Annotated in this window: 13 protein-coding genes; 5 read left to right on the top strand and 8 right to left on the bottom strand. The window is 44.3% G+C overall.

Annotated elements, in window-relative coordinates:
• Window positions 1-101: 101 nt before the first annotated feature.
• The 5 genes from F7231_RS25380 to F7231_RS25360 form a co-directional block, all read right to left on the bottom strand.
• Complete coding sequence (locus tag F7231_RS25380; protein ID WP_166694038.1) at window positions 102-1,898, bottom strand: DUF262 domain-containing protein; 1,797 nt, start codon at window positions 1,896-1,898, stop codon at window positions 102-104.
• Between the two features lie 99 nt (window positions 1,899-1,997).
• A complete protein-coding gene (locus tag F7231_RS25375; RefSeq protein ID WP_166694037.1) occupies window positions 1,998-4,484 on the bottom strand; it encodes an Hsp70 family protein in 2,487 nt (828 codons plus the stop codon).
• Window positions 4,485-4,498: 14 nt separating this feature from the next.
• Window positions 4,499-4,867 (bottom strand): hypothetical protein, encoded by a 369-nt coding sequence (locus tag F7231_RS25370; RefSeq protein ID WP_166694036.1) that lies wholly within the window; start codon window positions 4,865-4,867, stop codon window positions 4,499-4,501.
• Between the two features lie 11 nt (window positions 4,868-4,878).
• Window positions 4,879-6,837: a hypothetical protein gene (locus F7231_RS25365; RefSeq protein WP_166694035.1), complete on the bottom strand. Its 1,959-nt coding sequence runs from the start codon at window positions 6,835-6,837 to the stop codon at window positions 4,879-4,881.
• Between the two features lie 77 nt (window positions 6,838-6,914).
• Window positions 6,915-7,256: a phospholipase D-like domain-containing protein gene (locus F7231_RS25360; protein WP_166694034.1), complete on the bottom strand. Its 342-nt coding sequence runs from the start codon at window positions 7,254-7,256 to the stop codon at window positions 6,915-6,917.
• 257 nt (window positions 7,257-7,513) lie between these two features.
• Between F7231_RS25360 and F7231_RS25355 the strand changes: the two genes are divergently transcribed.
• Entirely contained in the window at window positions 7,514-7,870 is a 357-nt protein-coding gene (locus tag F7231_RS25355) for a hypothetical protein (protein WP_166694033.1), read from the top strand.
• A 3-nt stretch (window positions 7,871-7,873) separates the two neighbouring features.
• Here F7231_RS25355 and F7231_RS25350 read toward each other — a convergent pair whose 3' ends face one another.
• The 3 genes from F7231_RS25350 to F7231_RS25340 form a co-directional block, all read right to left on the bottom strand.
• Window positions 7,874-9,511, bottom strand: a complete 1,638-nt coding sequence (locus F7231_RS25350; RefSeq protein WP_166694032.1) for a nucleotidyltransferase domain-containing protein — start codon at window positions 9,509-9,511, stop codon at window positions 7,874-7,876.
• 12 nt (window positions 9,512-9,523) lie between these two features.
• A complete protein-coding gene (locus F7231_RS25345) occupies window positions 9,524-10,276 on the bottom strand; it encodes an SMODS-associated NUDIX domain-containing protein (protein WP_166694031.1) in 753 nt (250 codons plus the stop codon).
• Window positions 10,277-10,358: 82 nt separating this feature from the next.
• Entirely contained in the window at window positions 10,359-10,583 is a 225-nt protein-coding gene (locus tag F7231_RS25340; RefSeq protein WP_166694030.1) for a DUF2188 domain-containing protein, read from the bottom strand.
• A gap of 137 nt (window positions 10,584-10,720) precedes the next feature.
• On the opposite strand from F7231_RS25340, the gene F7231_RS25335 reads away from it, so the two are divergent.
• The 4 genes from F7231_RS25335 to F7231_RS25320 all read left to right on the top strand — a co-directional run bounded on the left by F7231_RS25335 (window position 10,721) and on the right by F7231_RS25320 (window position 14,906).
• Window positions 10,721-11,089, top strand: a complete 369-nt coding sequence (locus tag F7231_RS25335) for a helix-turn-helix transcriptional regulator (RefSeq protein WP_310589398.1) — start codon at window positions 10,721-10,723, stop codon at window positions 11,087-11,089.
• A complete protein-coding gene (locus F7231_RS25330; protein ID WP_166694028.1) occupies window positions 11,061-11,633 on the top strand; it encodes an ImmA/IrrE family metallo-endopeptidase in 573 nt (190 codons plus the stop codon). Before F7231_RS25335 ends, F7231_RS25330 begins: the two co-directional genes overlap by 29 nt.
• 69 nt (window positions 11,634-11,702) lie before the next feature.
• Window positions 11,703-13,247, top strand: a complete 1,545-nt coding sequence (locus tag F7231_RS25325) for an RNA/DNA-binding domain-containing protein (protein ID WP_166694027.1) — start codon at window positions 11,703-11,705, stop codon at window positions 13,245-13,247.
• Window positions 13,248-13,745: 498 nt separating this feature from the next.
• Window positions 13,746-14,906 (top strand): matrixin family metalloprotease, encoded by a 1,161-nt coding sequence (locus F7231_RS25320; RefSeq protein WP_166694026.1) that lies wholly within the window; start codon window positions 13,746-13,748, stop codon window positions 14,904-14,906.
• Window positions 14,907-14,909: the final 3 nt, after the last annotated feature.

Below are 14,909 nucleotides of genomic sequence, written 5' to 3'. Positions count from 1 at the left end.
TTATGGTTTTTAAATGAAGAGTAGTTAACTGATCGGTTTGAGTTGATCAAGCAATGAAGAATTGTCTCAATGCCCGTATAGTTAACCCCATTGTGCAGGATTCAAATGGAAAAAAGCTTGATGCAATCTTTAACCATTTCAATTGTTCTAGTTTCTATGTCCTCGGCTGTCCAACTATCCTTTTCAGCTAAAAGCCGATTTAAATACAAGCCGTTTCTATAACCCACTGGATGCCCTTTCTTATCGGTCCGGTCGCGTTTATCGCTGAAAGGCTGGTTACCTAGTGTACTGTTATAGCCCGAGATAGTCAGGTTGCCTAATCGGTGGACATGGGTTTCCTGCAGGTGCCGGGCCGCAACCTCATCGCCATTCCCGATCATGTCGACCCAGGCAGCGGGCAGGTTCTTCCCCTGTGGCAAAATATGCTCGATGGTCCAGACGTATTGTTTACTTTCTGATCGACGCCATAAATCGGTGTAGGTTTCGTGGGTCTGATGGTTGCCCTCCAGACTGCACAGGACAAACCGGGCCGCATCGGCATTATCCTGATATAGGTTACCCATCAATTTCAGACTGAATACCTCGTCAGGTACGTACCAGACTGGCTGACGCAAAAATGCCCGAACATGACTGCTGGTTGGGTGCTGATCCTGCTGCCGACACCAGTCAATCAGCTCAATAAATAGCTTATCGAGATCACGGGTAGGTGGCAAATCAGTGACGTTACGGCGAACAAAGAACGTAACCAGTACCTGAATGATAGCCCCCAACTCAGCCGACGGTAGCGACGGATAGCTACCCAGCAAAAACAACAAAAACGACTGCGACGTGACGCCCCCAATACGTTGCAGATCAAGCAGGGCGCTGGTCACCGTGGCTGCGTTATCGGCATGATCGGGGCGTACCAACCGGCTATATAGCTGCGACTTATCGTATAAATCATCGAAAATCGGGCGCACGTCGGCGTCGATGAGGCGAGCATAGATAGTAAGAATAGTGGAACGGGTGGCCTTCGAAAACCCTTTCACGGCCACTTCGGGACGGTATTTGAAGGCGTTGTAATATTGCCGTAGATAGCGTTGCTGCGTGGCCGGATCGTCGGTCAGGTTATCGAGCAGGCGGGTCCAGCGGTTAAAGTTTTGATCAATGGTGTTGATGTTCTGCTTCTCCAGCACATCGAGTAGTTTGTTTTTGATCAGATCTAGGGCCGATAGTGGCTCGCCCCGGTTGTTGAGCGTTTCGAACAACGTGAACGCATCGGAGTGACTGCTGACTTCGATTTTAACCATCGATGCGCTGTTTAATTTTTCCAGCAGATCAAGCACTGATTGGCTCGTAAATACGGGTACGTTGTTTTCGTCGGTCTCGTTCAGTCGGCTCAGAAAATACCGGTACGCCCGATCAATGCGCCGCTTGCCTACGTTCGCGAGCTTATCGACATCGCGTTTGAGTAGGCTTGCCTGATGGAGTACGTACTCGTAATCGGGCAGGTTTTTGCCCTGCAATGAGGGTTCGAGCCGTGTAACACCCGGGCTATTCTTCTGTACCAGCCGATTACGTATGCCCGCCATCTCGACCCGTATATCATCATCGTCCTGGTCGGCATTCTGTTTCAGCCAAGTATACAGCGCTGTGTAGAGCAGCGACGTAGTGGTTACGCGCTGCTGCCCATCTACCAATTCGAGCCGCAGGGTTTGCAAGGCATCTGTGCTGTGATTAATACAGATGATGGACCCCAAAAAATGGCCTTTGTCCCCTTCCAGAATATCGTCGAATAGCGCTTCCCAATTGTGCTGCTGCCAAACGTACTCGCGCTGGTACTTGGGAATGGTGTATTTGATATTCTGATCTGGATTGAACAGAATAGACAGCGGATAATTACTGGCTGATTGAATCATAAACAGTTACTGAAAGGTCGAATTATGAAAGCCATGCTTAGCTCCGAACAGAAAAAGAGTCAATAAAACCAGTCCTTCCTGTTACAGCTTATCATTAGATTAAAAACCAATAATCGTACTGATGTCCTGATTTCTAGACCTTGGAAGTAGGTTTATCAATGAAATATTCACTTCACGTAGCCGCTCCCAGTTTTGACTTTCAACTGAGAAGCGACCAGCATCTACAAGTGATCGCGCTTGCTCTGGGTTATTCATTTTTGGAACTTCATTACATAAGTAAGAGAAAGTGCCAGTTAAAAACTTAGGCAAACGCCAGAGAATTTGCCCTTGTATAGCAGACAACTCATCTATCTTCTCCTGAATTTTGATTAAGTTTTGACTATTCAAAAAGCTAGGCTCTTGAGCCACTATATCATTGAAGTGCTTTTGCTCCTGATCGTTCCCCCCTTCGCTTATTATAGCGGAACACTTTTCTCTAATTTCAGCGTATCTAATTCGAGCCGTCGAGATGCGCTTATCTTTTGTGGCAAAATCAATTGCCTGGGCGAGTTTTCGCTTTTTATCTTCCAGCTGATACCGGGCATCAGTGACATCATCATCCGCAACAGTTCCGATTTGCTCTGCAACAACCTCCATTTCTTTACGTAGGGATGTTAACTCCTTAGCAACCTCATAGTTTTCTTGCTCAGTTGCCTCTTCAATCTCTTCTTCAAGTTTCTCTGACAAGGTATCTATGTCTAACCGCAACTTTCCTATTGGCGTATGGCGAACCTTAGGATTAAATGTTTCCGTGAACTCTTGATCGGCCATCATCAGATATACCGAAATAGTCAAATCACGAGACTCTGATAATTGTACCAAAATCTCTATATCTGACCCCTTGTGCACATCGCGAGTAAGTTGGCGACCTGTTAATGTCAGGTAACCAATTGGCTTGTTAGCCTCAGGAAGAGCAGTATGTGGTCCCTCCAATACATTTACACGGATAATATTATCCTCCGATCCTCTAACAACAGCCTTATTCAATTGGCGCGTGATGGTGCGTCGAAGTGGAAGCACAGCATTCTTTTGAAATACAAGTAAAAGTTTGGTTGCACCATAAAGATCTTCATCATCTATTTCAAGACATATATCTTCTGGAAGTGGCTGTCCACTGATCCCATAACCACTATTTATACCTATCAGCCCTAAATCGGTTTCTATAATATTATTATGCCTATCATAAATGGAAAGCTTAAAAAAATTATAAACACCTTCAACAAGCGGTAAGTCTTCATTAATTCGCTCGGTTAATGTCTTCAGGCCGGTGTCAAAGCCTCCATCCTCCCTCATTATTCGATAAAAAAGATCATCCAAGCTACCTGTTACTCTAGCTGAAAAAATCTCTTCGCGCTCTTTAGATACTTTTTCATAAGCAGCTTTGATCGAAATCCTCGATTGGATTTTTTCTTTACTTACTTCGCGTACCTCTTTAGGTTTTGTAGCTGCATAGTAGGCAGCTCCAATAGCTACTGCTGTTGTTGGATCAATATCACAGATTACACCAATTTGAAGTACCTCTTCTACGCGCTTGCGAACATAAGGAATATAGGTTGAGCCACCCACCATAAGCGTAAACTGAACATCAGAAGGCATTAAAGAATTACGAGTTAGTATCTTCTTTATCATATCCGTTGTTCCATCAATGTAAGGACGGATAAGATCATTAAGCTCTGAGCGAGTTATAATGATTTCTTCATCGACTAACTCGCCATTCTCATCTTCAAATCCTTCAACAGTTATGTCAGCAGAAGTCTTTGCAGAGAGCATAATCTTAGCCTCTTCGGCGTGACGCAACATAACATAATACTGCGCATTGAGCCGACCAGTGGCACTTTTCAAGGACGTGGCAAGATCATCAAACGAATACTTTTCTTCTAACTTTGGCACTAATATCCGTTCAACAATTAAACGATCAAAATCTGCCCCACCTAAGAAATTATCTCCTTCATGATCTAGTACTTTCATTTCTCCTTCTTTAATACGAATTAGAGCGACATCGAAAGTTCCGCCACCAAAATCATACACTAGCCATTGTCCATCCTGTAAATCCTTTTCTTTTTTCATATTAGCATAAGCTAAACTAGCTGCAATTGGCTCTTGTAGCAAGATTACTTGCTTAAAACCAGCCTGTATCCCTGCTTCCTTCGTAGCATTAGACTGAATCGTATCAAACGAAGCGGGTATAGTAATAACTGCAGCATCAAGTACTTCACCGGGAGGAAGGAAAGTTTTCAATTCCTTGAGAACAGTTGTAGATAAATCAATAGGCGTCTTGGAATCGTTAATAGCCTTAATTTTATAACTTTCAGATGTACCCATCTTCCGCTTGAACGTACCTACTACATTCCGTGGGTCTTTTTCAAGTAATTCTTTGGCTTTACTGCCAACAAGAATTTTATCTTTCTTATATCCCACAACAGATGGTAATGTGTTACGACCGAAATCTGTGGGGTTACTGAAAACCGCAACCTCCCCTTTAATAAACTTTGTGATAGCAGAGTTTGTAGTACCTAAATCGATACCATAATTAACCATATTTTCCATGAAACTATAGAGTTTTAATTTTTCTGATTAGACTCAACAATAACAATTCCTTTCTGAACAATTAAATTCATACCTCCCTGTCGATATCGTATTATAGGCTTAATGACGTCAGTAATAACTAAATCATCTGTATTTGAACCAGCTATACTTGCTTCGCAATCCGTACGAGTCTCATTATACACTTCGCCCAAAGGGTTATAATACATTAAACCAATCGGAGATCCACCATTATCCGATAAGTCATTCTCTAAGATTTCTCTCAGTTTATTGACATTACGTTGAATCGAATTAGGCTCCTGAACTTTAGTTAGTTTTTTCTCTATCTCAAAGATTTGATTAATAATATCGAGATAAAGCTTAGGCACACGAATATTCTCTTGCATATTCATTTAAGTTAATGATTGAAAAAATCTGAAGCATTTGTCGATTCCGTTGACATATTTCCTCCTGGAACTGTATAAAGCGTTACACGGCCAGTTGAGTAACTGAATTCTGAATTCTCTACTTGTAGATAATCCGTTGTATCATCTGATTTACTAAAATGCTCACCTGTTTCAAATCCTCCATATGTGCCACAAAAATTTTGCTTTTTTGGATTCCAGTCTTTTCCGTAATACACTTTAAGGTAGTACGTTCCTGTAGGAATTCTGGACATCTTGAAATCACTGCCGGCTCTGATGTATTCATTACGAACAGTACGGCCAGAATAAACCTCAACTAAGCATACTACAGCATCGTAATCGTTACTATTTTCAAATACTATGTATGCCTGACCCTCGTATATTCCCTGACTAAAGCATGAGTTGAAAGGAGAATCACCGTTATTAAGCTGATTTCCTGCATAAGCACTTAATTGACTTTCCTGATAGGAATTGACAGCCGGTTCTGATGACATACCCATCGCAGTATCTGAAGACATCGTCAGTGTAGTATCTGAAGACATTGTCATTGTTGAATCTGTCGTTACAATTGTTGAAGTACGCTCATCAGAATTAGTGGGAGTATATGTCTTACTACCTGAATCCACAAAAATGATTAACAACACAAATGCTATAAATCCTAAAAAAACATATAAGCCTCCATTGCTATTAGACGTTCCAGGCGCACTATATTGTGGAGTCGATCTTTGAGGAGTAGAAATTGGCCTTTGAGAAGTAGGCAAAGGGCGGGTCTGTTGATTTTTAATAACATTCAATTGCATTTTATCCCGCTTGATACTATCATTAATCTCTGCATCCGACACATCAATCTGACTTGCCTTGTTTATGATATAAATTGCAGCGTCTATATTATTATGTAAATTCCAAATTGCTACAGAGAGGGCTCTTAAACCGGCTGAAATCTGATTTTTTATTTCTGAAAACCTTCCATCTAACTGATTAATATCGTGGACAGATATATTTCGATCTACCCAAACCTGAGCAGTGGAGGGTAGAATAGTCTTAGCCTGTATTTGATCAAATACTTTCACTAACCCTTTAACATGCTCGCCATATTTCAGGAAAATAGACTCGTTATAATCATTTTCTCGCTGAGTGGTTACTATATCATCAATTTGTTTTTTGTCTTCAATCAGCTTATCTTTTGAAAGCCCATCAACCTTAACTGAAAGCGCCATATTAATTAGCATTATGGATAAACTTGCATTACTATATTCATTAAATACATCAATGGCCACAGATCGGATCGCCATTGCGAATTGATTACGTACTGGTTGAAAATAATTATGAAATAGATTTAGTAAGTCTATTTCAACTTCAGTGCAAATTCGTTTTTCAATCTGTGTATCTAATTCAAAGTCGTTAATCTTTCGTTCTTTTACTTCTTGGCTGATTGCTTCTATTCTAGCTAAACGTTTACGTAGTTCGGACATTACGCCTCGATATGCTTTATCTATGCCATCTGACGTTACAAGCATTGGACTGTTAAGCAGCTTTTTTAACTTAATTTCATCTTTATTCCTAAAAGCTAAGGTCAACGCACTATTAAACTGCTCAGCAAAATACGGGCTTACTAACTTTAAAAAAGACGGTAGAGGGGTTAGCGTTTTAAGCTGTTGGTGTTGCCCACCTTCAAAGTATCCTAAATGCCCGGTAGCTAAAAAGTTATTCAAGGCAGAAAACATTGCCAAGTAATGGTAATTAATTCGGTTATCCCGCGTATCTAGCAACTCGAAAGCATCCTCAATATCTGCTTTAAAGAGTTCTTTACCTCTATATATTATACTACCTGAGTCTGAAAGTTCGATATCGGCGATTAGTTTCTTTTTAGCCTTACGAATATCTTGCACAGTAAGTGAAGACGGATCAATATTCTGTAAATAGAATAATTCGATAGGATTTATATACTGCATGAAAATAAAATATTTAAGTCTCGAATCTATTTTTTTGATTGGAGTGGTGGTTACATACTGAAAGCTACTCTGTTTCTTTACAAAACCGCCATGTTCTCCCCGGCCACCAGATACTCGGCCTCGCTAAGGGCAAACTGCGGATCAATGAGCAGTATCTCGGTATGGGTGAGGTTCCCGTCCTTCAGAAACGTCTGCCCACGTTCATGAAAATCTTTGGTAAGCCGATCCACATCGATCCCGACTAGGATTCGGACTTTTGGGATTTTGTCGAGAAGAGGACGTACCCGAAAATAATCCGACGCCCGAAAATAGCCAACCAGCACATCGAAACAGGCAATTCCGGGCATATACGTGAACACACCCTCAAACTTCTTGATCAGTGTATTGCCGTCCCGATTTGTAAAGAGTTGGTTGGACATGTAAAAGCTATTGGATCAACCGCGCTGGTGCTATATGATTAATGGGGTAAAATACGATATTGGTTATTAGTATATATGTGTTTGATAAAAATTGCTTTACTGTGAGCTATGCTCCCTGACGGTTAGATTTATACTTTAGTGAACTAGATGACTAGGACCTTCTGTTTGTCAGACTATTATGTATAATGAGATAAATTTATCGGAACTAAGATCAGCCCCTATCTAATTTCTGATCAGCTTACCAATCAGTAACGTTCATGGACAAGAAGCAATGGCAAGTGCTCTATCAAGAATTGAGTAGCATACATTCAGATTTAAGAACATCACACTATGGCATGAGCTCCGGGAGTCCGAAAGCTCGAAAAGCTTCGAGCCAACAGGCTGATTTTTTAATCGAAAAAGCAGACCGACTTCTTTTTCTGGAAGAGAACAGCCAGGCTCTCTACCTGTTGTTGAGCAAAGGCCATACGGTAGAGCGTACCGAAGATGCCGCGGATAGGCTGGAGCGATTTATGAGAAAGTTCAAAATACCGCGTGACCTCTATGTCGACATGAAGGAATACCTAGAAATCATTAAAACAAAAATTGACTCCTTCGACTCAAAACCAGAGTGATCGCTAATGCTTGAATTCAGATCCTTCCCACTTATCTGTTAATTTCCAGAACTCGTAACAAACGATCCACTCGGCAATCCAGGGTATAGTGTAGGTCGCTATTGAGGTACGATGGTTCCAGTTGATATCGGGCGGGTAATGCAGACATAATGCACCGTTGCTGTACATATGAATTGATTTGCTTGATTTTATCCGATGGCTGTTGATAAAGACCTGCGGAGGTATACCCGGCACGTACCTGATGCAAATGCGATATTCTTCACAGTCATCTGTTGGCTTGATCTTACCTGTACAAGTCAATATTCCATTGCGAACGGTACAGCTAAAGATGCCCGGATAAGTCTGCTCAACCCACCTTCTTTGAAGGTAGTTTGTTCCAGCTGAAAACTGAACTGACTGTAAAGAGTACGCCTTGCCACCGTAGCGACGGGCAGGTTGATTATGGACAGGCGTTGGTTCAAACGTCGGTTTTGCAGTAGGTGTAGTATTCAGCACGCCCAATCCGGCTGCTTGAGCGATTGGAGCCAAGCGCTGTGCTTTTTGAGCCATAGCTTGATAACTACGTTGTTCCGATAATAGCCGTTTGACACGGTTCTCACCGAATGCTCGTTCCAGTAATGACTCTCTAAGTGTTGGATTGGTGGCGGTTTTTAACCCATTCCAGACCTGACGCGTATCACTGACGAATTTCATGAAGGCCTCAAAAAGCGTATGGTCCTCAAACCATTTTTCGCTGAAGTTCTCCTTCGCGTTAGCTGGATTCAACACTTGGAACGGCTGAATTCGACCGAATATGTTGCGAGGCTTTTGCTCAATGTAGGTAATGATCCGATCAATCGTCTCGAATACAGACAGCTCACCCTGGTAGGCTTCGGCAGCCAATGTGGTTAGAATGATACTGGCTGTAGTCAGCTCCTCCTGTCTATAGAAGTATACATCCCGCCGACGCTTCAGAATTTGTACCGATCGCTCAAGAGGTACCTTGAACTCGTACGCCGGTTCAGCTGGCAGATCGGCACTGGCCCGTATCTTCATGTTACGAGCATTATAGGCTTTCTGTAAGCGTTCCTGCTGCTGGGGGAGTAATGTTGCCTTTGCCGTAAACCAATCACCGTAGCCAACGGGATTACTTCCCGTCCAAGTTTTTGTTTTGCGATCAGGGACGATGATTCGGTTCTCTTCATGGAACGTCTCCTGACAGCCTACGGTGATATCCATGTGAAAATCGTTTGCATAGACGATTCGAATGCACCGATTTTTCCGCTCAATCTTGCCCTTGTAGGTATCATTCTCGCGCAAGCGCCGTTCCAACTGGTTCAGTACCTCCATCGGTGGATAGTTCTTGCCGGTCAAGAAGTCAAGATGTACGACAAAATCGAGATCAAACTCATTCTGTTTGTAGGGTTTGGCTGTTGTTCGGATACGAAATGACCCTTGTGGATATACGCTGAGCAGTGCATTTTTAAAAAATGCTTCATCCCGTTCAATGTAATCGGCCACCGATTTGTATCGTTCCTCCGCTAACCGTCGGCGGGTTGGGTCTAATTGTAAGCTTTCGCCCAATCGGTTCAGTAAATCGTCAAGATCACTAATTTGAAAATCAGGGCTGGAGGGCGTTGTAAAAGGAGTGGTCGGGGTCATATACGGTGGGAACTAGTGCTTAAACAGTCTATTGTCTTTGCTAATGAGTAGTTGAGCATGGTCGCCTATCTGAAAAGGTTTCATTCCCAATCGTTTATCATGCCCTAGGGAGAGAATCAGTTCTTCAGCCACCCACACGTACTCATCGGATGACCCTTCTTTCAATTTCTGTACGGCAGCCACCTGACCAGGTGTAAATACTGGCTCAAACACCTCATGATACAGTAGCTCCCAGCATTGAAAATGTGGAGAGTAATGAAACGTAGGAACTGTGTACAGGTATTGAACCTCCAAGTCGGTGAAAGTTTCTGGTTTTAAGTAGCCTGGAGCAATCAATTCCTCCCGAAACTCGCGCTGCTGACAGATTTCGCGGTCATGTTTAGTTTCGTACCAATCCAGAAACTTCAACAAGTTTTTAGCAGGCATCCGGACCCGCAAGTCATCACGGCTTATATCATCAATCTTGAGGAAGTCGTCGGGGCGGACACCTAACTCCCGGAATGTAGACTGAGCACCTTTGTAAAATTTGCGTACCCCGCCGACAGGCTGGTACTGGTTTATGCGCTTTCCTTTCACTAGCAGGTAGCTACCATCCAATTCGATGCGATAGAGGTAGGCGATCGAAACACGAATGTCAGTCTTCTTGAAGGTGGCCAGAAAAAGTTTTCGTCGGTGGCCCGGAGGTAGCTTATCTACTATAAAAGCATCAAGTCGATTAGCGACTATGCTTAAACCAATGCCAGAAATCATTTCCATCAAGGGCATACCAAGGGGGCTGTTTTAGTGAACTGTACTGACGAAAAGTCAAAGAGCCGGAAACGTGTCGTTTCCGGCTCCCACAAAATCATTAGCCTTTCGGTGGATACGGATCATTACCGTAAGAGTCCCGCCGATTGATCCGTCCATTCTCACTATGGATTATTAACTCAGCCCCCTGATTTTGGGCTATCGTCCTTCCTGCCCGAATCGCTTCTTGCTGCGTATCGGTTAGTCGGGTCGCTCTACTATTTCCTGCGCCCTGTACAGCCCAGCCTTCCCCGCGTGGGACAATGTGTTGATTCTTTTTCGACATGGTGGTCTAATTTGATGATACATAAAATTAACCCCCCGTCAACTTAAATAGTTCATCTTATAAACCTGTTTAAAATAGTCAATATTACAAACGTTTGCAATATTGACTATTTGTATTTTTCAAGCTACCTTTGTGACGTGAATCAGAACGAGCAACAACGGTTTTATCAGCTTTTGGGCGAAAACATCAAGAAGCACCGCAACATACGGGAGCTGACCCAAGAACAACTGGCCTTTGCAATCGACCTGACCCGCACGTCGGTGGTAAATATCGAACAGGGACGACAACGCCCACCCCTGTATCTGCTTGTTGAGATTGCCCAAAAACTGCATGTGACGCTGGAAACCTTAGTGCCGACTGAATCGGCATTTTCCAATGGTACGATGCTTGATGCAAACACGTTGAAAGCCGTGCCCGAGAAGGATGTTACCAAACTCACTTCTTTCCTGTCAGACTTTATGAAGCGGACCAACAGCCATGAACAAGAAACGTCAAAAACAGATTGAGGAGATCGCCTCAACGATTCTCCGGCAGACAGGATTTTACCCGGCGCGTCTCGATGATTTGATTGACGACATGGGCATACCCGTTGACCAGGTAGCTACTCAGCTTGGTATTGCGCTTGTCCCCTATGACTTTGGAGAAGACGTATCTGGCGTACTGTTGCGTGACGGTCTTAATGCCCAGATTGGTTATGCGGTTCACAATAGCCCTAAACGACAACGCTTCACAATTGCTCACGAATTGGGCCATTACGTGTTGGATCATCGTCGGCAAGGCGTTTTCGTCGATACGGTAGAGAAGTATTTGACCTTGTTTCGGGACAGTAATTCATCAACCGGTGAGAACGTTCAGGAACGTGAAGCCAACGCTTTTGCTGCGGCTCTGTTAATGCCCCTCGACTTGGTGAGTCAAGCCATCAAAGCCGTGAGCCCCGCTGACATCAGGCGTGAAGAAAACTACAATCTGATTGGTCCACTGGCACGACGGTTTAACGTCAGTGAGTTGGCTATGAGTTATCGACTGACTAACCTCGACCAGGTTTGGTAGAGCCAGTCTTACTATTCCTGTATTGAGATAAGAAAGCCGGGTAAAACCGGCTTTTCTATGATAAACGGTATGACGCTACCCATTAACATTAACGACTTACTCACCGCACACGCTATTGAGTCTGACCGTATCGAGTTCAAAGAAGGTTGGAATCCCGATTCTATCTACCGCAGTATTTGTGCCTTTGCCAATGACTTCGAAAACATCGGTGGTGGGTATATTCTGGTGGGGGTGGCCGAAGAGAATGGATGCGCCAAACGCCCGGTATTGGGATTAGACGATCAACAGATTAGTCTCATTCAACAGCGGATGATCGGTTATAATAACCTTGTTAGACCGGTTTATCACCCCCGGCTCTTTGTTGAAGAGGTGGACGATAAGCGAATTGGGATTCTATGGGTACCCGGTAGTGCCAACCGACCACATGAGGTACCGGAGAATGTTACAGCCTCTCAGAAGGTTTATCAGTACTATGTTCGGCAGTACGCTAATTCTGTACGAGCTAACCAGTTCCAGCAACAGGAACTGATTGCCATGACGAATCAGGTACCCTTTGACGACCGGCCTAATCAGCAGGCCACAGTAGAGGATATCGATATGTTGTTGCTGCGCGATCACCTGCGCCGAACCAAAAGCCGGTTAGCCATGCAGTCCGAGGCCCTACCCAAAGCGGAACTGTTAGCACAAATGGCCTTGCTTGATGGGCCAGTCGAACGGCTTTTGCCACGCAACGTGGCGCTGATGCTTTTTAACGAACATCCTGAACGGTTCTTTCCCTATGCTTACATTGATGTGGTCTATTTTCCCGACGGGGAATCCGCTCCAACGTTTACCGAGCAGCGTTTCTCGGGACCGGTTCAGCAGCAGATTCGGGACGTGCTCCACTATTTACGCACTCAGTTTTTACAAGAATTGGTAACCAAAGTACCGATGCAAGCTGAAGCGATTAGAGTGTGGAACTATCCCTTCCGGGCATTGGAAGAGTTGGTGGCTAATGCCGTGTACCACCGGGACTACCAGATTCGCGAGCCCATAGAGATTCGCGTTTATCGAAGCTCGATGGTTATCGTCAACTTCGGTGGGCCTGACCGTTCCCTACGGCTGGAAACACTCACTGCAGCCACCGTGAGAGCGCGCCGATATCGGAATCGGCGGTTAGGTGATTTTCTAAAAGAACTCGACTTAACTGAAGGCCGGGCGACAGGACTGCCCATTGTACAACAGGCTCTACGCGAGAACGGCTCCCAGGAAGCCCGCTTCGAGACAGACGATGAACGGACCTACTTTCTGGTTGAACTTACCCGGCACCCAGCTTTTGAGTCAATCAACTTGGTTCCTGACTTAGTTCCGAACTTAGTTCCGAACTTGGTTCCTCTGGACGAGGTAAGCTATCAACTACTTAAGTTTGCAGCCACTACTCCCCGTCGCCGGGAAGAATTGTTGGCACACGTAGGCCGTTCTAATCAATTCAAAGCATACCGAAAGTTGATTCTGCCGCTTGAAACTGCGGGGTTGCTTCGTAAAACCATCCCTGACAAGCCCAATAGCTCTCAACAAAGATATCAGACCACAGCAGCGGGAGTAAGCCTATTAGAAACAAAAGAGGGCATATAATATCGCGGTATACCAAGAGCAACATGAAACTCATTGGCTTATATACGCCAGTTATGTTTGGCGGTTCACCTAAGCATTTGGGTTAAAGAAACCGGCTCTGTGTTTATATTATGGGCTCTCTTGGAATAGTTCATTAACATAATAAGTCGTCCATAACCTACACAAGAATAGTGCAAATTCTTGTGTTCACTAGGTCATGTGAAACGTTGCAGTTACTTAGCAATCAGGAAGCAAGTAGCTAAATACCAATCGTGTATATCACCAACTCAATCAGCGACTGAAAATGAGATGCTGATTAGTGAGAGGGCATTTCAAGGCACTACTTGTCTCAACAACTGTCAATTACTTGACTAGCATACGATAATGTATGTCTGTGACAAAAATAGACAGATTACCACTGAAATGGATTGACCTTAAAATAAATACGGGTATTTCCCCATTTTATGGCCCTGAGTAACAAGTTAAATTTCTGGTGTAATCCGCTGATTAATACGACTCATGGCAAAGAAGAAAGAAAGTTATTCAGAGTCCGAGGGCCGAACCCTCGATGCAACTCCCATTGCCAATGACGACAAGGGAAAGTCGTTCTGCGCAATGCCCCAAAGGCCCGCCCGCGTTTTTAGTCCCAATATCGATCCAAGTCGCGAAGCGCTGATTTTGTTATTAGGTAACAAATGGGCTAATGCCACTGTCTTGCATTATTACTTCTTCGACCGGGAATCGGATGGTGAATTTGTTTTCTTCCAAAACGGAACAAAAGAATTTCGAACTTGGACCGGCGAAGAGGCTCAAAAAGACGTTGTGCGCGATGCCTTTAAGGTTTGGAAAAGCGTCGGTATTGGTCTCGAGTTTACCGAAGTGACCACCCGTGGTGAAGCTGAAATACGAATCGGATTTATGCAGGGCGACGGTGCCTGGTCATTTCTTGGCCGGGACATTCTGGGCAAAGGGCCCGATGAGCGCACAATGAACTTTGGCTGGGATCTTACCCGGCCCGGCGAAATTGACACGGCCATCCACGAAATTGGACACACACTGGGCTTTCCACATGAACACCAGAACCCGAACTCTGGCATTGTCTGGGATGAAGAGGCCGTTATCAACGCGCTGGCGGCCCCACCCAATAACTGGTCACGGGAGAAGACCATTTACAACATCATCCGAAAAATTGCGCCCGATACAGTTAGGGGGTCTAACTGGGACCCTAACTCAATAATGCATTATCCTTTCGGACCCGGTTTGATCAAATCACCGGAAGAATACAGACTAAAGGGACTGAATCCTCCAGGTGGGCTGTCGGATTTTGATAAAGTCTGGGTCAAACAATTCTATCCGCAACTCAATCCCGCTAACGACCAAACGCTCGAACCGTTTAAGTCTGTTCAGCTGAAGCTAGCTCCTGGCGACCAGCAAAACTTTGTGATCGAGCCGGCTGATACCCGCTACTACACCGTACAGGTTTTTGGCACGTCGGATACAGTAGCCGCCCTTTTTGAGGAAGTTGATGGGGTATTTCGCTTTAAAACGGCCGACGACGACAGCGGGCAGGACCGCAACGCGACCATACGTCTTAAATTGTTTAAAGGACGGCGCTACAAACTGCGTATCCGGCTATACTATACGGGATCTGCCGAGAATAACGCCGTTATGATGTGGTAGTCT

The sequence above is a fragment of the Fibrivirga algicola genome (assembly GCF_011742925.1).
Classification (GTDB): Bacteria; Bacteroidota; Bacteroidia; order Cytophagales; family Spirosomataceae; genus Fibrella; species Fibrella algicola.
The sequence above is the reverse complement of the archived record's forward strand: the minus strand, read 5'-3'. Positions and strand labels throughout refer to the sequence as shown.

Coding starts and splice junctions, on each gene's coding strand:
- F7231_RS25380 (WP_166694038.1), bottom strand. CDS start 1,898: ATGATTCAATCAGCCAGTAATTATCCGCTGTCTATTCTGTTCAATCCA.
- F7231_RS25375 (WP_166694037.1), bottom strand. CDS start 4,484: ATGGAAAATATGGTTAATTATGGTATCGATTTAGGTACTACAAACTCT.
- F7231_RS25370 (WP_166694036.1), bottom strand. CDS start 4,867: ATGCAAGAGAATATTCGTGTGCCTAAGCTTTATCTCGATATTATTAAT.
- F7231_RS25365 (WP_166694035.1), bottom strand. CDS start 6,837: ATGCAGTATATAAATCCTATCGAATTATTCTATTTACAGAATATTGAT.
- F7231_RS25360 (WP_166694034.1), bottom strand. CDS start 7,256: ATGTCCAACCAACTCTTTACAAATCGGGACGGCAATACACTGATCAAG.
- F7231_RS25355 (WP_166694033.1), top strand. CDS start 7,514: ATGGACAAGAAGCAATGGCAAGTGCTCTATCAAGAATTGAGTAGCATA.
- F7231_RS25350 (WP_166694032.1), bottom strand. CDS start 9,511: ATGACCCCGACCACTCCTTTTACAACGCCCTCCAGCCCTGATTTTCAA.
- F7231_RS25345 (WP_166694031.1), bottom strand. CDS start 10,276: ATGCCCTTGATGGAAATGATTTCTGGCATTGGTTTAAGCATAGTCGCT.
- F7231_RS25340 (WP_166694030.1), bottom strand. CDS start 10,583: ATGTCGAAAAAGAATCAACACATTGTCCCACGCGGGGAAGGCTGGGCT.
- F7231_RS25330 (WP_166694028.1), top strand. CDS start 11,061: ATGAACAAGAAACGTCAAAAACAGATTGAGGAGATCGCCTCAACGATT.
- F7231_RS25325 (WP_166694027.1), top strand. CDS start 11,703: ATGACGCTACCCATTAACATTAACGACTTACTCACCGCACACGCTATT.
- F7231_RS25320 (WP_166694026.1), top strand. CDS start 13,746: ATGGCAAAGAAGAAAGAAAGTTATTCAGAGTCCGAGGGCCGAACCCTC.